This is a genomic window from Pseudoalteromonas lipolytica, assembly GCF_003515105.1.
GTDB classification, from domain to species: domain Bacteria; phylum Pseudomonadota; class Gammaproteobacteria; order Enterobacterales; family Alteromonadaceae; genus Pseudoalteromonas; species Pseudoalteromonas lipolytica.
This window is the reverse complement of record NZ_CP032091.1, coordinates 769079-790578: the sequence shown is the minus strand read 5'-3', so window position 1 is coordinate 790578 and position 21500 is coordinate 769079. Positions and strand designations below refer to the sequence as shown.

Sequence of the window (21500 nt, the reverse complement as noted above, 5' to 3'; positions counted from 1 at the left end):
AAGTATGCGTTTATTTTTATTATTGCTCGTGGTGTTATCTATTGCGCAGAGTGTTTTTGCTGCGACGCCTGCAATTGGCACCGAGCCTGTCACATTTATGCATGTAGAAAAAAATAATAAGCATGCCTATAACAGCATTCAAGCTGCAATTAATGCGAGTAGCCCCTATAAAGAGGTGGTGATCACTGTTGCAGCTGGTGAGTACAACGAAAAACTGTTTATCACCCGCAGTAACCTCAGTATTGTCGGTGAATCCGCCGCTAATACTATCATTCGTTACGCGCAGTTGAGGAATAGTTGGCGAGAACACAATGACAGTGACTGGGGAGCTGCCGTGGTTAACATCACTGGCAGTGACATAACACTCGCCAATATCTCCGTTATCAATGATTACGGAAAAATTCATAACACACTTGAACATCAGTTTGCGATCCGCGGCTTTGAAAACGCATCAAGAATCATCTTTCATCAATGTGACGTACAGGCCTATGGTGCTGATACAGTGAGTCTTTGGAACAAAAAAGAGGGTCTTTATTACCACTCTTACTGCTCTTTCACTGGGGCTACAGATATGGTTTGCCCAAGAGGTACCGCCCTCATTGAGCATTCTCAATTTTACAACTTAAAACAAACCGCGACTCTTTGGCATGATGGCGAATTGAGTAGCGAACAAAAGTTTGTTGTTGCTAATAGTGAATTTAATGGCGTAGAAGGCTTTTGGCTTGGCAGACATCATTATGATGCCCAGTTTTATTTATTAGGAAATCAGTTTTCTGATAACTTGGCAGATAAACCTATCTTTAAAAAAACCTATGCGGATAAGCAAAGAGACCAACCAAATCGTTGGGGATCCCGTTATTTCTTCGCCAATAACAAAGCCCCGTATGCTTGGTTAGATGATAACTTCCAACCGAAACAGCTCAATATAGAAGAAAACAACCTTGTTGACTGGGTTTTCAAAGGCGAATGGCAGCCCAAACAACAATTGCAGATGCTGAAACAACAGCTGGCTACTCAAAATTTTAAAACTGATGCATTTCAGTTGAAATAAGTTGCGTTAACTTTAGAGTGCATGCTTTGGGTTTCAATGTCACTGTAAGTTATATCGTTACTCACCTCTCACAGGTATGCACTCAACCTCGTTCGATAAATATGAGTGTGGCATAATTACGCCACACTCATATTACTCATCACATTTAGAAGTTAACACCCACTGACAACCAGTAGCGACGACCATCTTCTACATAACCATACTCTGCCTCTGATATTTCTTTATCGAATAGGTTATACACACCAAAGCCAAGTGTAATTCGTCGGCTTAAATCATAGTTACCCCCCATGTCTGCCAAAGTGTAGTCTGGCGCAATTAAGCTACTTTGCGATGGACCTGTCGTAGGTTGGCTTTCTTCACCGCGATAATGCACACGCAGCCACGTTCCTAGTTTATCTACCGGGCGCCAATTAAGTGAGGTTTGTAAAATGTGTTTAGGTAATTGATTAAGTGGACTGCCTTTGTATTCACCGGTTTTTTGCTCAGAATCGGTGTAGGTGTAATTAGCACTCACATCAAGCTCGCTGGTAATTTCGTAAGAAACCGACAGCTCAAACCCTTGTGTTACTGCTTCATCAACATTGATATAAGTTGTAGGCAGAGAACCAAACTGATTCGGACCATCTGTACATTGCGTTAATGGGCAAGAAATACGCGTAATTTTATCTTTAAACTCGTTGTAGAACACCGTACTTGAGAGCGATAAATCGCGACTGATATCATAATAAATCCCCATTTCGTAGTTTACGGACTTTTCAGGGATTAAGTCTGGGTTACCATAAATATTACCACCACGGCTTACCTGTCCCCACGCTGGAGTAGATTGGCGAATATTCGGTGCTCTAAAGCCTGTTGAAATCCCCCCTTTCACAGTCAGCGACTTAGTGGCATTGTATACACCATATAAACGCGGACTAAAGTGACCCGCAAAGTTACCATCATGATCATAACGAAGCCCAGTGGTCAGTTTAAATTGCTTTGATGCAGACCATTCATCTTCTGCAAACACCGACCATTGCTCGTTTTCCACATGCGTTAAATCACTGATGCTATTACTCGTATAATCATCCAGTTCTTCTTTTAAATACGCCGCACCAACGCTTGCATTATGATTGGTAAATGGCAGTGTCCAGCTTGTTTGCGCGTCGGTATTTTCGACATACATTTCACGCGAGGTGTTATCAAACTTATCGTATTTTAGATAGCTGCGCGATGAGCCAAAATCGTAGAAGCCATTATGGCTAAGCGAATAAGTTTCTTGGTCGTACTCTGTGGTTGACGACTCAGGACACCCCCGTCGGCCACAGCTTTCGCCTTGCGCTAAAGGCGCGACAGTTTTACCTAAAGTTTCATCCAGTTTTTGTTTTGCCGAGCCCACCTCAAACATAATTTCGTGGTTATCTGATGGCGTTAAAATAAACTTCGCTTTGATATTGCTTTGCTCTTTACCTCGAAAGCCAGCAACAAAGTCATCTTCATCACGCTCAGAGAACTGCCCAGAAAGCTGAACTCCTAGCAACTCTGGAATTAAGCCACCCGCGGTAAAAAAACTACCTTGATTAATGTTGCCAGATTCGCTTGATTCTTGAATGGTGCTGTCTAAACGCAGTTCGCCATACCACTTTTCGGGTGTTTTACGGGTTATAATATTGATAACCCCACCAATGGCATCAGAGCCATACAGTGATGACATAGGGCCACGAATAACTTCGATTCGGTCAATGGCTGAAATAGGGGGTGTCCATGCCCCTTCAACACCTGGGCCATCACTGTTTGGACGAGTTTCGCGAGAGGTTTGACGTTGGCCATCAATTAAAATCAAAGTGTACTGGCTTGCCATACCACGCAAACTGATATCTTTTCTATCACCACCACCGGTCACAACCACACCGGGTACGTCGGTCATGGCATCTGTTAAGTCACGGTAAAAACGCTTTTCTAGCTGCTCACGATCAATCACGCTAATACTTGCAGGTGCCTCTTTTAGCATTTGCTCATACCCAGATGCAGAAACAACAATCACTTCCATGTCTTGTTTTTTATCATCAGCGTATGCAAAATGAGATAGGCCTGCTAAGACAGCAGCGGTGAGAGGTAAAACAGAAGGAACAACCCTCGTCATAATAATACTCCGTGACTTTTTGTTTATAAATGATAATAATTAGCGTTTGCAATATTAATGAGAAGTCCCCGTTTTAACAATTTACGATTTCTTAAAACTGAATTAAGAAGGCCTGAACAATGAATTCCAAGCTAATCAAAACACTACGCGTATTTTCTCGTACTGTTGAAACAGGCAATATGAGCAGTGCTGCTGCTGAGTTATCAATGACGACATCGGCTGTAAGCCAACATATAAAACAATTAGAACAGGAAATCGGGTTAAGTTTATTTAATCGCAGCCCGCGAGAGTTGACGCTGACCGAAGCCGGTCATTTGTATTATCAAAGCTGTTTAAAGATGCTGGCACTTGCAGATCAAGCCAGCACGCAATTACAACACTTACAAAGTAAACCCAGTGGCGAATTAAAGTTAGTGGCCCCCGTCGGTTTTGGTGGAGGGCTTTTAAGTGAACCGCTCGAGCGCCTAATAAACGAGTTTGATGATTTACGTATTCAGTTAATTTTAACTGATGAGCCAATCGATATGATAAAAAGTGGCGCAGATTTAGCCATTGCAATAGGCCCATTAACAAACTCAAATCTGATTGCACGAAAGCTCGCAACCTGGCCGTTAAAGCTCTGCGCCCACAGAGATCATCCTATCGCTAAGTTTAAAAAAGTCAGTTGGGATGATTTACATCAGTTCGCCCGTATTTCACATACATACGCCGACAGCAATGCATTTAATCCACTAACGCTTGAAAGTAAACCGCTGCCCAAGGCAAAAATAAACGTCAATAACATGCAAAGTTTAATTGCGCTGGTCTGTGATGGGGTCGGTTATGGCGTGTTGCCAGAGCCTGAAGTGAGGCACTTATTAAGAAAAAAAGAACTCATCGAAATCGCCCCCGAATGGGCCATGCCAAACTACACCGTGTATGCAGTTACCCCAGCAAGAGACAGCTTAGCTGCAAAAACCAAAACAGCGATAGAAACCATAAAACACTGTTTTAATGATGTATCGAAACAGGTTGAATTTGTTGATTAAGGCCAGTATGGATAATACCAATTCGCTAAAATAAGCGCGTGGGTATTATCCAAGTGCGAGCCAAACACCTACACACATCATAAGCGCACCGGCAATACGATTTAGCCATTTTAAATTGTCGCCTTTATCTAAAAATAACCTCAAGCTTTTACCACCCGTGGCATAAATTAACATACAGATAAACTCGCTCAGCATAATAATGCTTACTAATACAGCAAGCTGCGGGGCAACGGCTAATTCTACATTTATAAAAGGGGGCAAGAGTGAAATCATAAACGCCCACCCTTTTGGGTTTGCGATGGCAGTGATATAACCTTGTGAAAACAGTTGTCCGCGCCCTATTTGCTGCTCGGTTTCATTTTCGGGCTTAAAACTGGTTTTTGCGCGCCACATATTGACTCCAAGATAAATAAGGTACGCACCGCCAACATATTTTAGTACCGCAAACAACGCAGGATAATTAAGCATAATACTGGCAACCCCCACAACAGCGGCAATTGCCACCGTTGCCACTCCAAGCACTTCACCCACCATCATCCACAATGTGCGCCTTACCCCCACACTCATACCCAGAGTCATCGCTAAAGTCATGCACATACCTGGTGTAATAGACACAAAAAAGAAGGTAGGAATAAAAACCGCAAGTACTGCTAAATCGAGCATAAACCAATCACATCATGAATACTGAAAAAATAGAAAAGCGATTTAAACACATTCAATTAAATAAGCAAACAAACACGCGATTACTCACATTTCAATGCGCTAAAGCTCATGAAAACTGGTAATGCAATATTAATATAGGGAGCTAGTTAGCCCACGATCTTCGTTACTAAAATATAAGCTACCAAAAAGCCTATACCATTAGCTTGGGCAACACATTCTATTGCAGCAAATAATCAAGCCAGATCATTATTACGTACAGCGCGACCACGAGTAGTCATTGTATCGGACTCCATTTCTTGTGATAGCGATGGCTATTGCACAAGCGCTTCATCTTCAGTCAACTAAACTCAGCTCTACTTTATAGCTTCGATAAGTACAGACACTATAACTAATTTTCCACGTGAAACTGAATTTAGTATTTTACCTAAACAGCAATGACCCCTGTGATCACTGCAAACTTGTTGCGCTGAGCTTTTACCTTCTCTGTAAAATACCTATGAGTGCTCTGTAGCTTTATCTGACGGGATAATTTAATTGAAGAAAGATTCGAATGTGCAGTTTGAGAGAACAATTAAAAAATTCATCACTCATCACCAAAAAAAGACCATTGCCTGATGAGCAATTCCGTAAGCACGACTAACGACTCACAAAAACAATATACACGTTGGTCAATCTCATTATTTAGCATGTAAAAATAAACAAAAAGACATAATTAATTCCAAAATAAAAAACAATCAGAAAAACAATTCCCCAAAAAAGGGTTAAATAGATTGAACAATACCAATATTTAAATTAACGTCGTTAATAGAATATCAACAAAAAAACACTGGGAACATCAATGAAAAACACTCTATTAACAAAACAAACTATTTTAACCACTGTGATTTTAGGTCATTTATATGCAGTTCCAGCAATAGCGATGGATACAGAAGATAAAATTGAAAAAGAGGAAAATCTAGAAGTAATAACGGTTACTTCGCGTAAAAAACTTGAAACAATCCTAGAAATACCTATGAGTATTTCAGCGGTATCTGCAGTTGAGATTGCCAATCGAAACTACCTTGATGCATCTGATATTTACCGTACTTTAGCTGGTGCTGCAGCACCTCGTGGTCAGTTAATTTTAAGAGGGTTAAGCGGAGGGAATAGCGCATCGCCAGATACAACAGCCATATTCACTGATGATATCCCGTATGAATTTACAAACCTCACAGATGTTGAGCGAGTTGAAGTATTACGCGGCCCACAAGGTACATTATACGGTTCGAATGCAATCGGTGGTACGGTTCGCGTTATCACTAAAAAACCACAATTAGATGAATTTGAGTTATTTGGTACGATTGAAGGCTCAAGTGAAAATAATGTAGATGGTTTTGACAGCAGCTTATCTCTGGGTGTTAATGTACCTCTATTAGACGATACCCTTGCATTAAGAGTGACAGGTAATATAACCAACGATGTCCGTCCTTATGTCAATCAAGCAACAGGCCAACAGAGTAAAAGTCAAAGTAGTTTTATTCGAAGTCAATTATTATGGCAACCAATTGATAATTTAGCACTTAACTTCACCTATGTGCATGATGAGTATTCTGCTAATGGCGCAACATTAGGAGATACCTCAAAGCCAGGATATTACTATGAATTATCTTATGATGAAGATGCTTCAGCTAAGTACGGTTATGATATCTCAGACACTAAAATAACATGTGATCCGACATTCAATCGCCCAGATTGTATTCAAGGTGGTGGATTTATTCATGGTGCTGATGATAAATATGCTCTCTATAATTTACTCGATGGTTGGGATAAAGAGTCTACAAATTTATATAGCTTAACTGTTGATGTTGATAATATAGCCGACGTTGCTTCATTAACTTATGCTGGTTCATACCGAAAAGTAAAATCTGATTCGCTGGATGATTGGTCTCGTTTAGATGCTTCTGATATGTTTAAAACATGGATAATAAACGATCAAGAGCTGTCCCGCGTTACCCATGAAATTAGGCTTCAGAACTTCGATTTAAATAGCAATTTAAGTTGGACTGTCGGTGCTTATTGGGATAAATCATGGCGACCTGACTCTCCAGGTCATCAATGGCAATATATTGAAAGCGGTGACAGGACAGCAGCTGCTGCACTTTACTGGTGGGGGGACGATGCCCAGCAAATCGGTTTAGATAACTTTGACGATCCTAATAAAATTTGGAATTATCATGTGTTCAGCGAGTGGGCAAAAGAGTTTGCGCTGTTTGCAGATGTAGCGTACCAAATTGAAACAGACGATTTTGGCAATATTGAGTTAAATGCGGGTATTCGCCATTTCAATTTAGAAGATTTTGAACGCACTGAAGAAATTGGTGTGTGGTCAAACGATAAAACACTGATAGGCGGTGAAGAACAAGGAAATCGCTTTAAATTTAGCGCTTCTTGGCAACCTACTGATGACTATTCAATTTATGCTCTTTACTCTGAAGGATACCGCCCAGGTGGTAACAATAGCCCACTAGCCGCAGCGTGTGTAAATGATGTTAATGCTAAGAATCGTAAAGCTCGCTTCACATCTGATTCAATCGATAACTATGAAGTTGGCTTAAAGGGCTCATTATTCGATGGTAAGTTCAACTTTAGCTCTGCTATTTATCAAATAAACTGGAGTGATATTAAGACGAGTATTTACATGGATTCTTGTGGGTTCTCTTATACCGCAAATGCAGGAAAAGCACGTTCAAGAGGGCTTGAGTTTGAGTCAAAAGCAAGCTTAACAGATACTTTAGCATTAATTGTAAATGCCTCTTATACCAACTCTGAACTTACTGAAGATAATGAAACAATCGGTGGCGTTAAAGGTCAAGAAATGACGATGGTGCCTAAATATAATGCTTATATCGCAATTGATAAGGAATTTGACATTAATAACAAGCCATTCTTTATTCGTGGTGACGTCTCAGCATATGGTAAATACAACACGCACTTTGATACCAAACCTGGAGATGAAGTGCCTGGTTATGAAGTATTTAACTTATCAGCTCGTTATGAGGTCAACGAAAACGTGAAATTAAGCGTTCACTTAAATAATGTCTTCGATAATGATGCGATTAAGTATAAAAGAGATCGAAGTCGTAGTAATAGAACAACCGCTCAAAAATACATAGATTTTTTACCCGAGCGTAGCATTGGCATACGTTTAGATTACAACTTTATGTAAATAACAATTAAAGAGTCAATGCCGCTTTCTAAGCGGCATTATTTTTTCAACACGCTATTAACCAATTTATTTTTTAGCTCAGATAAGTTCGCCAAAAATATAAAACGACCGTTATATAAATTGTATTAATTAAGTTAGCGACTTTAAAAATATCTCGTTGATAAAAATTAAAAAATTAGTGATTAATTTTTTCAACAATTAATTCTATGCAGCTCAAACTCGTTAAATCGTAATTGGTAATACTGACCACTATTAACTTCAGCTTTAGCCTCTCAAAAAAATCCCCGCTAAAAGGCGGGGATTCTTAATATACGTATTTTGCTAATTACTGAGTGACACCTTCAGCAGCAACTGGCTCTGCTTGCTTTTCATCACTTAATAAGTATTTATCTAGCCATTGCTCTTGCTCCCAAAGCACATGCAATAAGCTCTTACGGGCACGGTAGCCGTGCGCCTCATAAGGCAACATAACTAAACGAGCCTCTTTGCCAAGGCCTTTTAATGCGGCGTACATGCGCTCGCTTTGCATTGGGAACGTGCCTGAATTTGGATCTTCTTGGCCGTGTATCATCAACATAGGTTCATTGATTTTCTCAGCATGGAAAAATGGCGACATTGCTGCATACACATCTTGAGCTTGCCAAAAATCGCGTTCTTCACCTTGAAAACCAAATGGCGTTAATGTGCGATTGTAAGCACCACTGCGGGCAATACCCGTTTTAAATAAGTCGCTGTGTGCTAGTAAATTAGCCACCATAAAAGCACCATACGAGTGACCAGCAATCGCTATTTTGTCTTTATCGGCAATGCCTTTTTCAACCAATACATCAACAGCGGCTTGCGCACTCGATACGAGCTGAGTACGGAAAAGGTCATTCGGCTCTTTACCATCGACACCTACAATTGGCATTTTAGGGTCATCAAATACCGCAATCCCTTTTGCAAGGTACGGCATAGGCCCCCAATACCCAATGTAAGTAAACTCATACGGTGATTCGCGCACTTGCGATGCCACCGCTTTATCTTTGTATTCAAGCGGGTAAGCCCACATCAGTACTGGTAACGTTCCTTGGGTTTTGTCATAGCCCGGCGGCAAGTAAAGTGTGCCACTCAGTTCAACACCATCCTCTCTTTTATAACGAATAAGCTCTTTAGTTACGCCTTTAAATTCAGGGTAAGGATGCTCAAACGTAGTTAATTGAGTGAGTTTGTCGTTATCTAAATCACGAATAAAGAAATTTGGTTGCTCTGTTTTTGATTCACGTATGGTGATCAAACGCTCGCCTTCATCGTCTAACATCGCACGCACACGCTCGTAATAAGGTGCAGCTGATTGCCAAACACGGGTTGTTGAGTTTGTTTTTACATCGTAACGGTCTAAGAATGGGATATTTCCTTGCTCAGACGCCCCATTACCACGGAAATAAATATAACGACCGCCAACCACTTTGATGACACTTTCACCTAAGTCGTTTTTCTCGTAGATTGGGTAACCCGGATCTTTATAAGCATCATTGTAACTGCGCTCAGAAAAGAGCACGCGATTTTTATCGGCATTTCGAGGTTGTATAACAAATGTGCGTATTTGTCTGTCGCTAAAACGCCATTCAGATAATAAGGCAACATTGTTACTGCCCCACTCTATTGAGTCGAAGCGACGCTCAACTTTAGCAAATAGCTTAGGTTCACGTTTAAACGGAGCGCGCAGACTATAAAGGTAGTCATGGTGCGCTACATCTGTTTTCATATCGCCACCGTCTTGTGCTTCTGCCCAAATGACTTCGGCACCTTGGTCTGAACGCCACTGAAAATCTCGACGGCCAGTACGAACGCTGTCGTAACCTTGGGGAATATTGTCGGCTAGCGGCTGTTTTGCCAGCTCAGCCAAGGTGTAACCGCGCATTCCCCAAATTTGCCATGTAGCAGCAAAGCGTTGGTATGGAACTTGGTACGAAAAAGGCTCATCGATCATACCCACCAAAATATTGGTTGAATCGGGCGATACTGAAAACGACTTAATTAACCCAGCTTGACCAATTGGCTGCGCTTGGCCGCTCAATGGAATATAAGTAAGCTGACTTTGGCCAAAAAACTTAAACTGCGCTTCATCGAAAGGGCTGCTTAATAAATTTTGATAAGTGCGCGCAGGTGCTTTTTCACCTGTACTTTGTTGAATTACCGGCACGACAGCCGTGCTGTCATTGGTTAAACGGGTTTTACCTAAATTAACAGCCGCATTTGCAACGATAGCACTGCTATCGGGTAACCACATGTAAGGAGTACGCGTTAATACTGAGTTTAACGGCGTATCACTGAGTTGCCTTGCTTGTTTTGTACTGACGTTATAAACCCATAAATTGGCACTATTTTTTTGTTCAATCACAAAGGCTAAGTATTGACTATCACTTGACCAACTGGGCGAGCGAATTAAACCATTGGGTAAACCCGATACCGTAATTTCACTCCCTGTTTCAACATGCTTTAGCACCAGAGACGTAAATATAGCGCGCTCACGTGAGCGCGAAAAATTGGCAGGATTGAGTTTAATTCCGGCGAGTTTTAGTTCTTCTTTCGCAAGATCTTGCAGGGTATCAATACGTTTTCTATCAAATAATGCCAACCACTCGGCATCATTTGATAAATAACTACTGGGGGCTAATTTAGCATCGACAACCGAAGCCAAGGCAGGTGAAGGTGTTTGATACCCTTCATTGGCAAAACTTGAAGTACAAACTGACACGCCAATCATCAGCGTAAAAAGCAATTTTAATGCTTTCATGTTAGTTCCTTTTTTCGTTTTTATTTCCGACTAAGAAAATAGTTTAAGACATTTTATAAAGAGTTTCGACTCTTTTGGCAGCTAATCAGTGACTTAAATCACTAAATTACGCTAATATAAGCACACTATATTCGCTACTTTTCGCTAGACAAAAATGAAAAAATCAACGGGCAAAGTCACTATTTGGGACGTAGCCAAAGAAGCGCAAGTATCAAAATCTACCGTGTCTTTGGTTCTCACTAACAGTGATAAAGTCAGTAATAAAAGTAAAGAAAAAGTGCTGACTGCCATCGATAAGCTTGGTTATGTATATAACCGAGACGCCGCAGCACTTCGAAGTAAGCGCTCGAATCTTGTCGCACTGGTAATTAATGACCTAACCAACCCCTACTCAGCGCAACTAGCAGTAGGCTTGGAGAAGCATATTTACGATTTAGGGATGTTGCCTATGTTGGTAAATATTGCCGAATGTGTAGAAAGACAAAAGCAAGTTGTAAAAACTCTAAAAGAATACAATGTGTCTGCTTTTATTATGTGCCCGGCCCCTGGCACCGAACAAAGCTGGCAAGATGACCTGATTAATAGCGGCTTTCCTGTAATTAATATAATGCGTGAGGTTCCCTTTTCGGCAGCACCGTGCGTTTTACCCGACAACAAAAAAGGCACTCATATTGCTACCAGCCATATCCTGTCGCAAGGTATTGAAGAAATTGCTTTTTTAGGTGGTGTAGATGAAATATCAGACTACCATGAGCGACTGAGTGGTTTTTTATCGGCGCTTAAACAATTTAATATAAGCGAAGACAAACGTGTTATTCAGGCACAAACAAATCGTCAAGGTGGCCGCGAAGCCTTCAACAGTTTGATCAAAAAATCCCCGCATATCAAAGCGATTATTTGCTTTAACGATGTGATTGCTTATGGTGCCATTGAAGCAATGCGCCAACATGGATTAGAACCGGGCAAAGACATTAAAGTTGTTGGCTTTGATGATCTTGAAGACTCGCGATTAATGCTACCATCGCTCTCAACCATTGCAATAAATGCCGATGAAATTGGTAAGCGCACTTGCCAAGTTTTAAAAGAACTTCTTAATCAATCGACACCACCTGTCCGCACTTTGGTGGATGTCAATTTACAAATACGAGACTCAAGTCAATGAAAAAAGTGTTAGTGATCGGCTATGTATGGCCAGAGCCAAACTCCTCTGCCGCCGGCACCCACATGATGTCGCTATTGCGCGCCTTTCGAGCACAAAACTGGCAAGTCGAGTTTGCCAGTCCAGCGCAAAAAACAGAGCACATGATTGACCTTGCAAACGAAGGCATAACCAGCCAAGTCATTGCCCTAAACTGCGCCAGCTTTGATCAGTATGTACAAGCTTATAATCCCGATATCGTGATGTTTGATCGCTTCATGATGGAAGAGCAATTTGGTTGGCGTGTAGATAAATACTGTCCCAATGCATTAAAAATCCTCGACACAGAAGACTTGCAATGCTTAAGAAACGCTCGCCACGAGGCACATAAAGCAGGACGTGCATTCAACTTTGCAGACTTACACAGTGATATTGCCAAACGTGAAATAGCTGCTATTTTGCGCTCAGATATTAGTTTGATCATCTCGCACTATGAAATGCAATTACTAAACGATGTATTCAACGTTGATAGTGCGTTATTGCATCACTTGCCATTTTTAGTCGACTTAAAAGCGCTTCCGACCAACACAAAACCCTTTAATGAGCGCCAGCATTTTATGACGATTGGTAACTTTCGCCATGCCCCAAATTGGGATGCAGTCCTTTACTTACAACAAATCTGGCCGTTGATCCGCAAGCAATTACCTGACGCCGAATTACATATTTATGGCTCTTACCCACCGCCTAAAGCAACGGCACTTAATAACCCTAAAACAGGATTTTTAATAAAAGGCTGGGCAGATGATGCCTATAAAGTGATGGAAGATGCTCGCGTATGCTTATCACCACTGCGCTTTGGTGCCGGTATTAAAGGTAAGTTACTGGAAGCGATGATCATGCAAACGCCGAGTGTCACCACCCCAATTGGCAGTGAAGGCATGCACCTAAACGAGCCGTGGCCAGGTACAGTTTGCGAAAATGCAGAGCAATTTGCCGACGCCGCCGTAGCACTTTACAAAGATGAATCTGCGTTTATTCAAGCTCAGCAATATGGCAAACAGTTATTGCAAAAATATTATGATAAATCAAAACTTGAAGCGCAATTAATGGCTAAAATTGAACACGTCAGTGAGTCACTGATAAGCCATAGACACAACAATTTCACAGGGCAAATGCTGAAACATCACACAATGCGTTCAACACAATATATGGCGCAATGGATTGAAGCAAAAAATAAGTAAATTACCCCTAAATAACACTAGACATAGTAGCGTTTGTCGCTAAAATCGCGCTGGTAAATTTAAGCTTTATAGTCTGCTTTGCAGACTATATCTTATTGAAATTTGGTCTATCCTTAACTGAACAATTTAACCTTTGGTTCAAAACGCCTTTGAAAAACGCAACGTTTACTGAAAAACGAAAATTTATCGTTAAGCTGGGTAAAATGCTCCATAAATATGGCACACCAGCATATCGACTTGAAGCGCACTTAATGGAAGTCGCAACATATCTTGGCCTAAAATCCTCCTTCGTCATGTCGCCTACTTCAGTGACGTTTGTGATCTGGACAGATGGCCACGAAGAAGAATACACCCATGTTGCACGCGTTGATCCGGGTGATCATGACTTAGGCTCGCTTGCTGATACCGATGATCTGGTAAATAAAATGCTCAATGGCGAGTTAACCTTGCAAGAGGTTGATAAACAGCTCGACATTATTTACACCATGCCAAACCCTTACAACAAATTTACCACTGGCGTTGCGTTTGCAACATCAGGTGGTGCATTTGCAATGCTAATGGGCACCAGTTGGAATGATGTATTTTGGTCTGCACTGCTGACTTTAGTGGTGTATTTATTTGTTCTTTGGTCAACACGTTCTAAGCGCGTTGCTCATATGCTTGAACCATTAGTGGCCATTGTTTCCGCTATTTTAGCGTGTGCAGTGAGTGTGTACCTCGATGCCGAAATTAATATTCGGTTAGTTGTTCTCTCTGCCATTATTGTGTTTATACCGGGGCTTGCTTTAGCGTTAGGCTTTGCCGAACTTGCAGCGAGGCATTTGGTGTCGGGAACAGCCAGAGTCATGGATTCCTTTATGTTGCTGTTTAAACTCTATTTTGGTGCTTTTATTGGTATTGGTATCGGGTTTGCGATTTTCGGACAAGCCGATTTTGTGCAACCAGAACCATTACCCAAGTGGACCGCATGGCTGGCTATTTTCATGTTATGTAGCAGCTTAATCGTGATATTTAGAACCAAGCTTAAACATGCGCTATGGTCAATTGCATCAGGTTTTATTGCATATGGTACAAGCATTGGCTCAGCAATGTATCTTGACTACACGTTGGGTACATTTGTAGGGGCATTATCGGTTGGTATTTTTAGTAACCTGTTTAACCGTGTTGCGAATGCACCTGCTTCTATCGTCGCCATGCAAGGATTAATCGTGTTAGTCCCGGGGAGCAAGACCTACATTGGCCTAAACTCGCTGATTGAAGGTCAAGATTTTGTGTACGCCGAGCACATAGGTCAGCAAACATTCTTGATTTTTATGTCGTTAGTAGCGGGTTTAATTTTCGCCAACGTTGCGCTGCCACCGAAAAAGAGTTTGTAATTTATATAAGCCCGAGTTTACTCGGGCTTTTTGGTTACCGGCAGTCGTAAGCAAGCTTGTAAAGTAAAGAAAACACCCCTTCTAAAGAAAACCAAGTTCGCCATGGATTAAAGCTTCGCATTAAAAACGAGGTTACTGCATAACTGATACAAACAAAATACCTAGGTGCCCCGCGACAATTTAAAATTTCCTTCTTCGTGTTTATTCTCAGCTTCTTTTAATCAGTATCGAATCGTTTTTAAATTTGTCCACTTTTTCATCTGAAAGTTGTGAATGTCCGCTATTTAATTATCTAAAAAACAATAAGTAAATTTAACTCATTAAAATAACCAACAAAAATAAAAATAAAAAACACTAATAAATCAACACATTAAACAGAACAAAAGTCTAAATTTAATTGATTTTTAACATTTCACAACTTTTCACTCAAATTCAAGACTCCCCAATCAAGAAAAGCGTTTAATAACCACTCAAACTTTATGACAGCGCTGCCTTTTGGCAGAGCAAGAAAAATAAGCACGCGATACGTTGCGTTAGTTTGACACCAGTTAAGTGCTCTGTGTATGCCGCTAAGCACTTAAACCTAAATGATAAAACACAAGTTCGAATTCAAGGGGATCGACAATGTTGAACTTAAACAAGAATAAACTCAGTTTAGCGATCAGTTTGTCATTATTAAGTGCGGGCGTAGCTTCACCTGTATTTGCTAATGAAACTGGCCAAGCCACCACTGATGAAGTAGAAGTAATTCAAGTTCGCGGTATTCGTGGCAGTGTCGTCAAATCACTAAATACTAAACGCTTTGCAAACTCTATCGTCGATGCTGTGACATCAGAGGATATTGGTAAGTTTCCAGACCAAAACGTTGCAGAATCACTGCAACGTATTACTGGTGTATCGATGAGTCGTGCCTTTGGCGAAGGTGAGCGTATAAGTATTCGCGGTACATCAGAAAACCAAAACCGTACTCTTTTAAATGGCCAAGCCGTTGGCTCTGCTGATTGGTGGGTTGATTCTTCAGCAAGCCGAGGCTTTAACTACACGATGCTTCCTTCTGAAATTGTCTCTGGATTAGAAGTGTATAAATCACCTGAGGCTGATATTGATGAAGGCTCTATTGGTGGTACGGTGATTGTTCGTACCCGTAAGCCTCTTGATCTTGAAGCAAATAGAATCGCAGGTTCGATTTTAATGCAACACAGTGAAATTTCGGGTGAAACAGACCCACAATTAGCAGGCCTTTATAGTTGGAAAAATGATAACGAAACTCTCGGTGCGCTTGTTTCTGTATTTAAACAAAAACGTAACCTGCGCCGCGATGGTATTGAAGCATGGAGCTGGACGCATCGTGATATTACTCTGGAAGATGGCACTGAGATTGAAAATGTATACACACCTGGTGGTGGCGGTTCTGCCATGTTTACTCAAGAGCGTATTAGAACGGGTTTCAACTTAACTTTACAGTATCGCCCTACCGACAATATTGACATTACATTCAACGCGCTAGACTCAACAATGAAAGCCAATAATGCTAACCAAAACTTCCTTTGGTTACCTGGTTATGGCGGCTCGCACTATACTTCTTTAGATATTGTAGCGCATGATAAAGTGGGACGTTTTGCCCAAGCGGGCACACTTGGTTTATCACCAACAGGTAATAACATCCTAGATGAAACAAAAGTACGTAACTCAGAACTTAAAACGAATTCGTATGATTTAAAACTGACCCATGAAGGTGAAACGTGGAAATCGTCTTATCATGTTGGTGTGACCGAAGGCTCTGGCGGTACACAAACTGACCGAAGTGTCGGCTGGGAAGGAAATGCTGTACATAGCTACAATGCGGCGAATGTTGAAAGTATAGAAACTAGTTATGCAAAAGACCCAGCCGATGGCGATGCGTGGAACCTAGGCTTTTTACGCTATGATTCAAATGATGCGCTAGATAAAGAATATTATGCTCAAACAGATTTTGAGCGTGCTATTGATGTCGCTGTCTTCAGTAAAATTAAATTTGGTCTAAAGTACCGTGATCATAAACGTGAGAATGTGCGCTTACAATCACAAACACGCACTGATTTAAACTGGAGCTTGGCCGATTACTCAAACCCAGCACCCCGTGATTTTTTATCGGGTATTGGATCGAGTGGCACACTTCGTAACTACGCGATGACTGACTTAGCTAAAGTACGTCGTGATGGTGATGCACTTGATTGGCAATATAATTTATTATTTGATAGTAACTTTGCAATCGAAGAAAACATTTTCGCAGGCTATGTAAAAGCAGATATCGACGTTGAAGGCATGCGCGGTAATGTCGGTGTTCGTTTAGTGGAAACAAAACAGACAACAGGCGCATACGTTGGCCCTGCAGATGCAAAAACATGGCAAGAAGAAGAGACCAGCTACTTTGATATTCTTCCTAGTTTAAATCTCGCTATAGACTTAAACGACGACATGTTACTGCGTATTGGTGCAGCCCGAGTGATGACCCGCCCTGATTATGCGGCAATGACCAATGCAACCACCTACAATACCGAAACACGTGTAGGCACGGGTGGTAATTCAAATATCGACCCGTATCGTGCCACTCAGTTTGACGTAGGTTATGAATGGTATTTTGCTGATGCAGGCATTTTTTCGGCTGCACTATTCTATAAAGACTTACAATCAACACTGGGCAATAACACACAAACCGAAGTATTCAATGGTGTCGAAATTGAAATCAGCCGCCCTATTAATGGCCCATCAGGCACATTAAAAGGATTAGAACTTGGTTTACAAACGGAGATCGTTGAAGGATTTGGTGTTGCAGCTAATTACACCTTTGTCGATGGTGAGTCTAAAGACTTAGATGGCAATGACGTACTAATCCCAGGTATTTCAAAGCATACTTATAACATCAGTACCTATTATGAAACTGAGCGTTTTGGTGGTCGTCTGTCTTATAACTATCGCACAGGATACGACACAGGTCGTGCTTGGCCAGGGTATCAAGATGCCTATGGCCAAGTTGATGCGACATTCAACTTTAACATCACTGAGAACATTACCGCTGTTTTTGAAGCGACTAACTTAACTGATGAGCATACATTCAGCTACCAAGAGGAAGGTGTTAAGCAGGCACTAACGGGTGTGTATGCGGATGGACGACGCTTTTCTGCAGGTATTCGTTTTAACTTCTAGTCGACACACTTGCTAACACAGGTACACGACTATTGCCATGGAAGGCAAGCCTCATCGCCCTGAGGTGTTTTAAGCGGTGAACCTACTTTCACCGCTTTTTTTCAACTAGCAATCATGCTTAAAACAAGTACAATCAAATGCTAAACGGTTTAAAAATCTTAAAATATAAAATTCGTGTCGGCTAATACCACCCACTACAAATTATACAAAAGCGTTATTAAATCCTTGCAGGCAATAGCCTGTTTATTTGTATGCGTGTTGTATTCTACCACCAGCCATGCTGACCTCTTAAGTGCGACACTTGATTATCACAAGGGTAATTACAATGAAGCACAGCAACAGTTTTATGAGTTAGCGCAATTAGGAAATGTCGATGCAATTTATAATATTGGGGTCATGTATTTACATGGCCAAGGGCGAGAAAAAAACCGTGCAAAAGCGTATGCATGGTTTAATTTAGCCGCCGACTTTGGTCTCGTCGAAGCACGCGATACCGCCAGGCTGATTGCAGAGCAAAGTGAACAGCAACAACAAGCACTTGAAGATGCCTATGCCGCGTTATTAACGCATATAAGTTTTGAAAAATACGACAAAGAATTGCGCCCTGAGCTCACAGCTTCCCCTGTTCATACCCTAAATATAAACCGCAGTTACACCGTAGAACCACTCTACCCCGAACATGCTTACAACAATGGCCTTGAAGGCTGGGTATGGCTTGAATTTGATATCGATAAAAATGGCGCGGTGGGGGATATTACTTTAGTCGATTCTTACCCAGAAAAAACCTTTGATAAAGCACTTATAAATGCTGTTAAACGTTGGCAATACAAGGCCGACGATAATGCTTTACCCCATTATAATCGTTCTTTGCTATACCATTTTACTACTTTTAAAGGGGAGCAGTATCAGCACAGTTTCCAACGCCAAAAAAAGAGTTATCAAAACGAAATAAGTGAACTCATCGATGCCGCAGAACAAGGCAATGCAGTCGTGCAATATTACATTGCTAATTGGTTAAGTTCAGATAAATACAATGCCAGTAAACTTTTGAAATATCACTGGCAAAAAAACACCGCGAGTAGTGAGTTATTACTTACCTCTGCACGCAATGGTTACGCTAATTCTCAATATAGAATTGGGGCTAATTTACTGCGTGGGGATTATGGTCAGGTAGACAGGCAAAAAGGCCTAAATTGGATTTTGCTTGCTGCACAAAATGGCTTTGCCAATGCGCAATATCGCCTTGGTCGCGAATTATTAAACCAACGCTATGTTGATTATGCCCCGAATAAAGCGCAAAAGTGGTTAACTGCCGCGGCCAAACAAGGGCATTTTAGAGCCAAACGAGATTTAGCACAGTTATTGTTTGAGTTAAACCAACCTACTACTGCTATTCAAACCGCGCTAAACGACGCCCTTAATCATGATAATAATCATCCCCAACTCTTGCTACTACAAGCAAAGCTACAGCAACAACAGAAGCAGCTACAACTCGCCAAAGAATCTGCTCAAGCAGCTTACAAAGAAGCCCAAGACAGGAACTGGAATACCCAGTCTATTTCTGCGTTTTTAACGACACTTAATTAATCACTTGATGAACTAAAATATCGGTTTCAATCCCCTCAACCTGACTAAATACTAATTGTGTTCCATCCACTGAGCTGCTCATTGTTAATTCAACTCCGATGTCTAAACCATACACACTCAGTGGTTTTATAAATAAATTCTCTTTAGAAGCAATTAAGTAACAATATAAAGATAACTGACGACCTTCACGCAACACGTAATACATGCCTCCTTCAAAGAAGGCAGGCTTGTACAACGCCATAGACGGCAGTAATTGTGACAAAGGAATATGCTGCTCAAGTGCAGCCGATAAATAAAACCGCAATGTTTGTTCATAATCTGAATACGAGGGGTTCAATTGCCAAAGTGGTTGCTCTGCTGACAACCTGAACAGTGACACATTATTCGCAAGTAATGAGTTACTGCTCTGTTGTAAATCATAACGCCAGTCTTGCCACTCATCTTGAGCCGATTTTGCTTGATACAACACGCTTTGGCTATCGGCTGACCAGCGAACCGCATTTAATTGCTCAAAACCTGAAATAATGGGCACTAAGCGCCGTGAAAACGTGTTAATCAAGTACACTTTTTGCGTTTCATCCATAAGCAATAAAGTGTCGCCATTTGGTGAAAATTGCAGATATTTTGGCATTATATTGCTTGGAAGATGAGCCACTAGATTAGCTGATTTTCTACGTTGATGCTTAACCCACACCTCAGCGCGCGAAAACGCTGTAACACTCGGGCGCTGCATAGAAATAAACGCAACCTGCTTACCATCATGTGACAATGTCGGCATAAAATCCATTTGAGTTGACGAGGCAAGTTGTGCAACTTTATCAACCAGAATACCTTGAGGTGATTTACTTAAACTTAACTGATAAGCGTTGATTTGTGCCGCCCCTTCAGCATGGGCTATATCACCCGTAGCGGGGTTAACAGCAAGGCTGGCAATAACCCCCCTCGATTTATGTAAGGTATAGGGCTCGCCTTCTAATGAGCTGCGTTTAAGATCTTCTTCAACATACAAAATATGCTGACCTGTTTGATCATACATAACAGGATGTTGCTTATATAACTGGCGGCTAATAACACGCCGCGTTGATAAATCATGCAGGCTGACTTCAAAAAGACTGTACCAAATGCCCTGCTTTTCAAGAATAAGCATATTACCGTCATGATTAATATCAAAAGCGAGCGGCTTGAACTCGCCGACAAGTGTTGTATCGAGAACTTTAACAAGGCCGTCAGTACTGAGTGTGTACTTTATTAAGCGAGGTTGATTATCATGCCAAGTTATCCCAAACAGTGCGTTAGGCTGATACCACTTTAGACGCATAGGTGCACTGTAAGGGTTGCATTTGGTAAGCGTATATTCAGGGCTCAATCGCCATGTTTCAATCGCGTTATTAACGCCAATCATGCGTATGTCACAACGTAGAGGGTCATAACGATAATACGCTAACCATTTACCATCAGGTGACCAAACAGGGGCTTCTTCAGAATAGCCCGAGCTTTTGACACTGTGTACGGTTTTACTTTGTTGATCAAACACAGCAAGATCAAACTGGTTTTGCATTTCATCTGACTGACTAAAAGCTAAATAACGTCCGTCGGGTGAGTAACGTAAAAACGACTCAGTACCAGGCGCAGAAGTTACACGAGTACGATAATTAAACTCGACTGCTTTAGTATCAACCGCAAAAAAGTATTGTAAAAACAGGGTTGAAAATACACCAATCAGCCCTCCTGCAAGACCCCAAAACACCATTTTTTTAGAGGTACTCGGCGCTACTTGCTCCAGTAATGTCGGGGGCTCACTAACTTGAGCGATTAATTGATATCCAATACGCGGGACGGTTCGAATAATCTGTTGTGGTGTTTTTGTATCATGCAGACTTTTGCGCAGTTGAGTGACTAACTGGCTTACCGAGTTGTCACTCACAATCACCTCACCCCAAACAGCATCCATTATCTGTTCTCGCGATACAGCCTTTCCTTGGTTTTCTAATAATAAGGAAAGCAACAGTAACTGTTTTGACTCCACATCAACCCAGGTGCCCTGCACTTTTGCTTTTAAGCTTATAAAGTCAACGATGACATCGTTAAGCATTACTTTTTGTTGGGTTGACATCGACATTTGTT

The 21500-nt window shown here is 41.3% G+C and carries 12 protein-coding genes; 8 read left to right on the top strand and 4 right to left on the bottom strand.

The features are described from left to right. The first annotated feature begins 4 nt into the window (after positions 1-4). A complete protein-coding gene (locus D0907_RS19645) occupies positions 5-1051 on the top strand; it encodes a pectinesterase family protein (RefSeq protein WP_118845209.1) in 1047 nt (348 codons plus the stop codon). Positions 1052-1196: 145 nt separating this feature from the next. Here the strand turns inward: D0907_RS19645 and D0907_RS19640 are convergent, their stop codons facing one another. Then, the gene (locus D0907_RS19640) at positions 1197-3173 is read right to left on the bottom strand and encodes a ligand-gated channel protein (RefSeq protein ID WP_074988724.1); all 1977 of its coding nucleotides are present in this window, start codon (positions 3171-3173) and stop codon (positions 1197-1199) included. A gap of 119 nt (positions 3174-3292) precedes the next feature. On the opposite strand from D0907_RS19640, the gene D0907_RS19635 reads away from it, so the two are divergent. Beyond that, complete coding sequence (locus D0907_RS19635; protein ID WP_074988723.1) at positions 3293-4201, top strand: LysR family transcriptional regulator; 909 nt, start codon at positions 3293-3295, stop codon at positions 4199-4201. A 45-nt stretch (positions 4202-4246) separates the two neighbouring features. On the opposite strand, the gene D0907_RS19630 is transcribed toward D0907_RS19635, so the two are convergent. Then, complete coding sequence (locus D0907_RS19630; protein ID WP_074988722.1) at positions 4247-4864, bottom strand: LysE family translocator; 618 nt, start codon at positions 4862-4864, stop codon at positions 4247-4249. An 838-nt stretch (positions 4865-5702) separates the two neighbouring features. Here D0907_RS19630 and D0907_RS19625 point away from each other — a divergent pair. Beyond that, complete coding sequence (locus D0907_RS19625) at positions 5703-8069, top strand: TonB-dependent receptor (RefSeq protein ID WP_118845207.1); 2367 nt, start codon at positions 5703-5705, stop codon at positions 8067-8069. 325 nt (positions 8070-8394) lie between these two features. Here the strand turns inward: D0907_RS19625 and D0907_RS19620 are convergent, their stop codons facing one another. Then, entirely contained in the window at positions 8395-10818 is a 2424-nt protein-coding gene (locus tag D0907_RS19620) for a S9 family peptidase (RefSeq protein WP_417698906.1), read from the bottom strand. A gap of 184 nt (positions 10819-11002) precedes the next feature. Here D0907_RS19620 and D0907_RS19615 point away from each other — a divergent pair, with 184 nt between their 5' ends. From D0907_RS19615 to D0907_RS19595, 5 genes are all read left to right on the top strand, one after another. Then, positions 11003-12010, top strand: coding sequence for a LacI family DNA-binding transcriptional regulator (locus tag D0907_RS19615; RefSeq protein WP_036972298.1), 1008 nt, complete (start codon positions 11003-11005; stop codon positions 12008-12010). Beyond that, positions 12007-13227 (top strand): glycosyltransferase, encoded by a 1221-nt coding sequence (locus tag D0907_RS19610; protein WP_118845202.1) that lies wholly within the window; start codon positions 12007-12009, stop codon positions 13225-13227. Before D0907_RS19615 ends, D0907_RS19610 begins: the two co-directional genes overlap by 4 nt. Before the next feature lie 149 nt (positions 13228-13376). Further along, complete coding sequence (locus tag D0907_RS19605; protein WP_036972924.1) at positions 13377-14603, top strand: threonine/serine exporter family protein; 1227 nt, start codon at positions 13377-13379, stop codon at positions 14601-14603. A 624-nt stretch (positions 14604-15227) separates the two neighbouring features. Next, the gene (locus D0907_RS19600) at positions 15228-17789 is read left to right on the top strand and encodes a TonB-dependent receptor (RefSeq protein ID WP_118845200.1); all 2562 of its coding nucleotides are present in this window, start codon (positions 15228-15230) and stop codon (positions 17787-17789) included. A gap of 225 nt (positions 17790-18014) precedes the next feature. Next, a complete protein-coding gene (locus tag D0907_RS19595; protein ID WP_244223163.1) occupies positions 18015-19376 on the top strand; it encodes a TonB family protein in 1362 nt (453 codons plus the stop codon). Here D0907_RS19595 and D0907_RS19590 read toward each other — a convergent pair. After that, positions 19369-21489: a winged helix-turn-helix domain-containing protein gene (locus D0907_RS19590; RefSeq protein ID WP_162898077.1), complete on the bottom strand. Its 2121-nt coding sequence runs from the start codon at positions 21487-21489 to the stop codon at positions 19369-19371. The genes D0907_RS19595 and D0907_RS19590 overlap by 8 nt on opposite strands. Positions 21490-21500 lie beyond the last annotated feature (11 nt).

What these genes read in the sequence shown, in the direction of transcription:
- D0907_RS19645 (WP_118845209.1), top strand. Translation starts at nt 5, where the DNA reads ATGCGTTTATTTTTATTATTGCTCGTGGTGTTATCTATTGCGCAGAGT.
- D0907_RS19640 (WP_074988724.1), bottom strand. Translation starts at nt 3,173, where the DNA reads ATGACGAGGGTTGTTCCTTCTGTTTTACCTCTCACCGCTGCTGTCTTA.
- D0907_RS19635 (WP_074988723.1), top strand. Translation starts at nt 3,293, where the DNA reads ATGAATTCCAAGCTAATCAAAACACTACGCGTATTTTCTCGTACTGTT.
- D0907_RS19630 (WP_074988722.1), bottom strand. Translation starts at nt 4,864, where the DNA reads ATGCTCGATTTAGCAGTACTTGCGGTTTTTATTCCTACCTTCTTTTTT.
- D0907_RS19625 (WP_118845207.1), top strand. Translation starts at nt 5,703, where the DNA reads ATGAAAAACACTCTATTAACAAAACAAACTATTTTAACCACTGTGATT.
- D0907_RS19620 (WP_417698906.1), bottom strand. Translation starts at nt 10,818, where the DNA reads ATGATTGGCGTGTCAGTTTGTACTTCAAGTTTTGCCAATGAAGGGTAT.
- D0907_RS19615 (WP_036972298.1), top strand. Translation starts at nt 11,003, where the DNA reads ATGAAAAAATCAACGGGCAAAGTCACTATTTGGGACGTAGCCAAAGAA.
- D0907_RS19610 (WP_118845202.1), top strand. Translation starts at nt 12,007, where the DNA reads ATGAAAAAAGTGTTAGTGATCGGCTATGTATGGCCAGAGCCAAACTCC.
- D0907_RS19600 (WP_118845200.1), top strand. Translation starts at nt 15,228, where the DNA reads ATGTTGAACTTAAACAAGAATAAACTCAGTTTAGCGATCAGTTTGTCA.
- D0907_RS19590 (WP_162898077.1), bottom strand. Translation starts at nt 21,489, where the DNA reads ATGTCAACCCAACAAAAAGTAATGCTTAACGATGTCATCGTTGACTTT.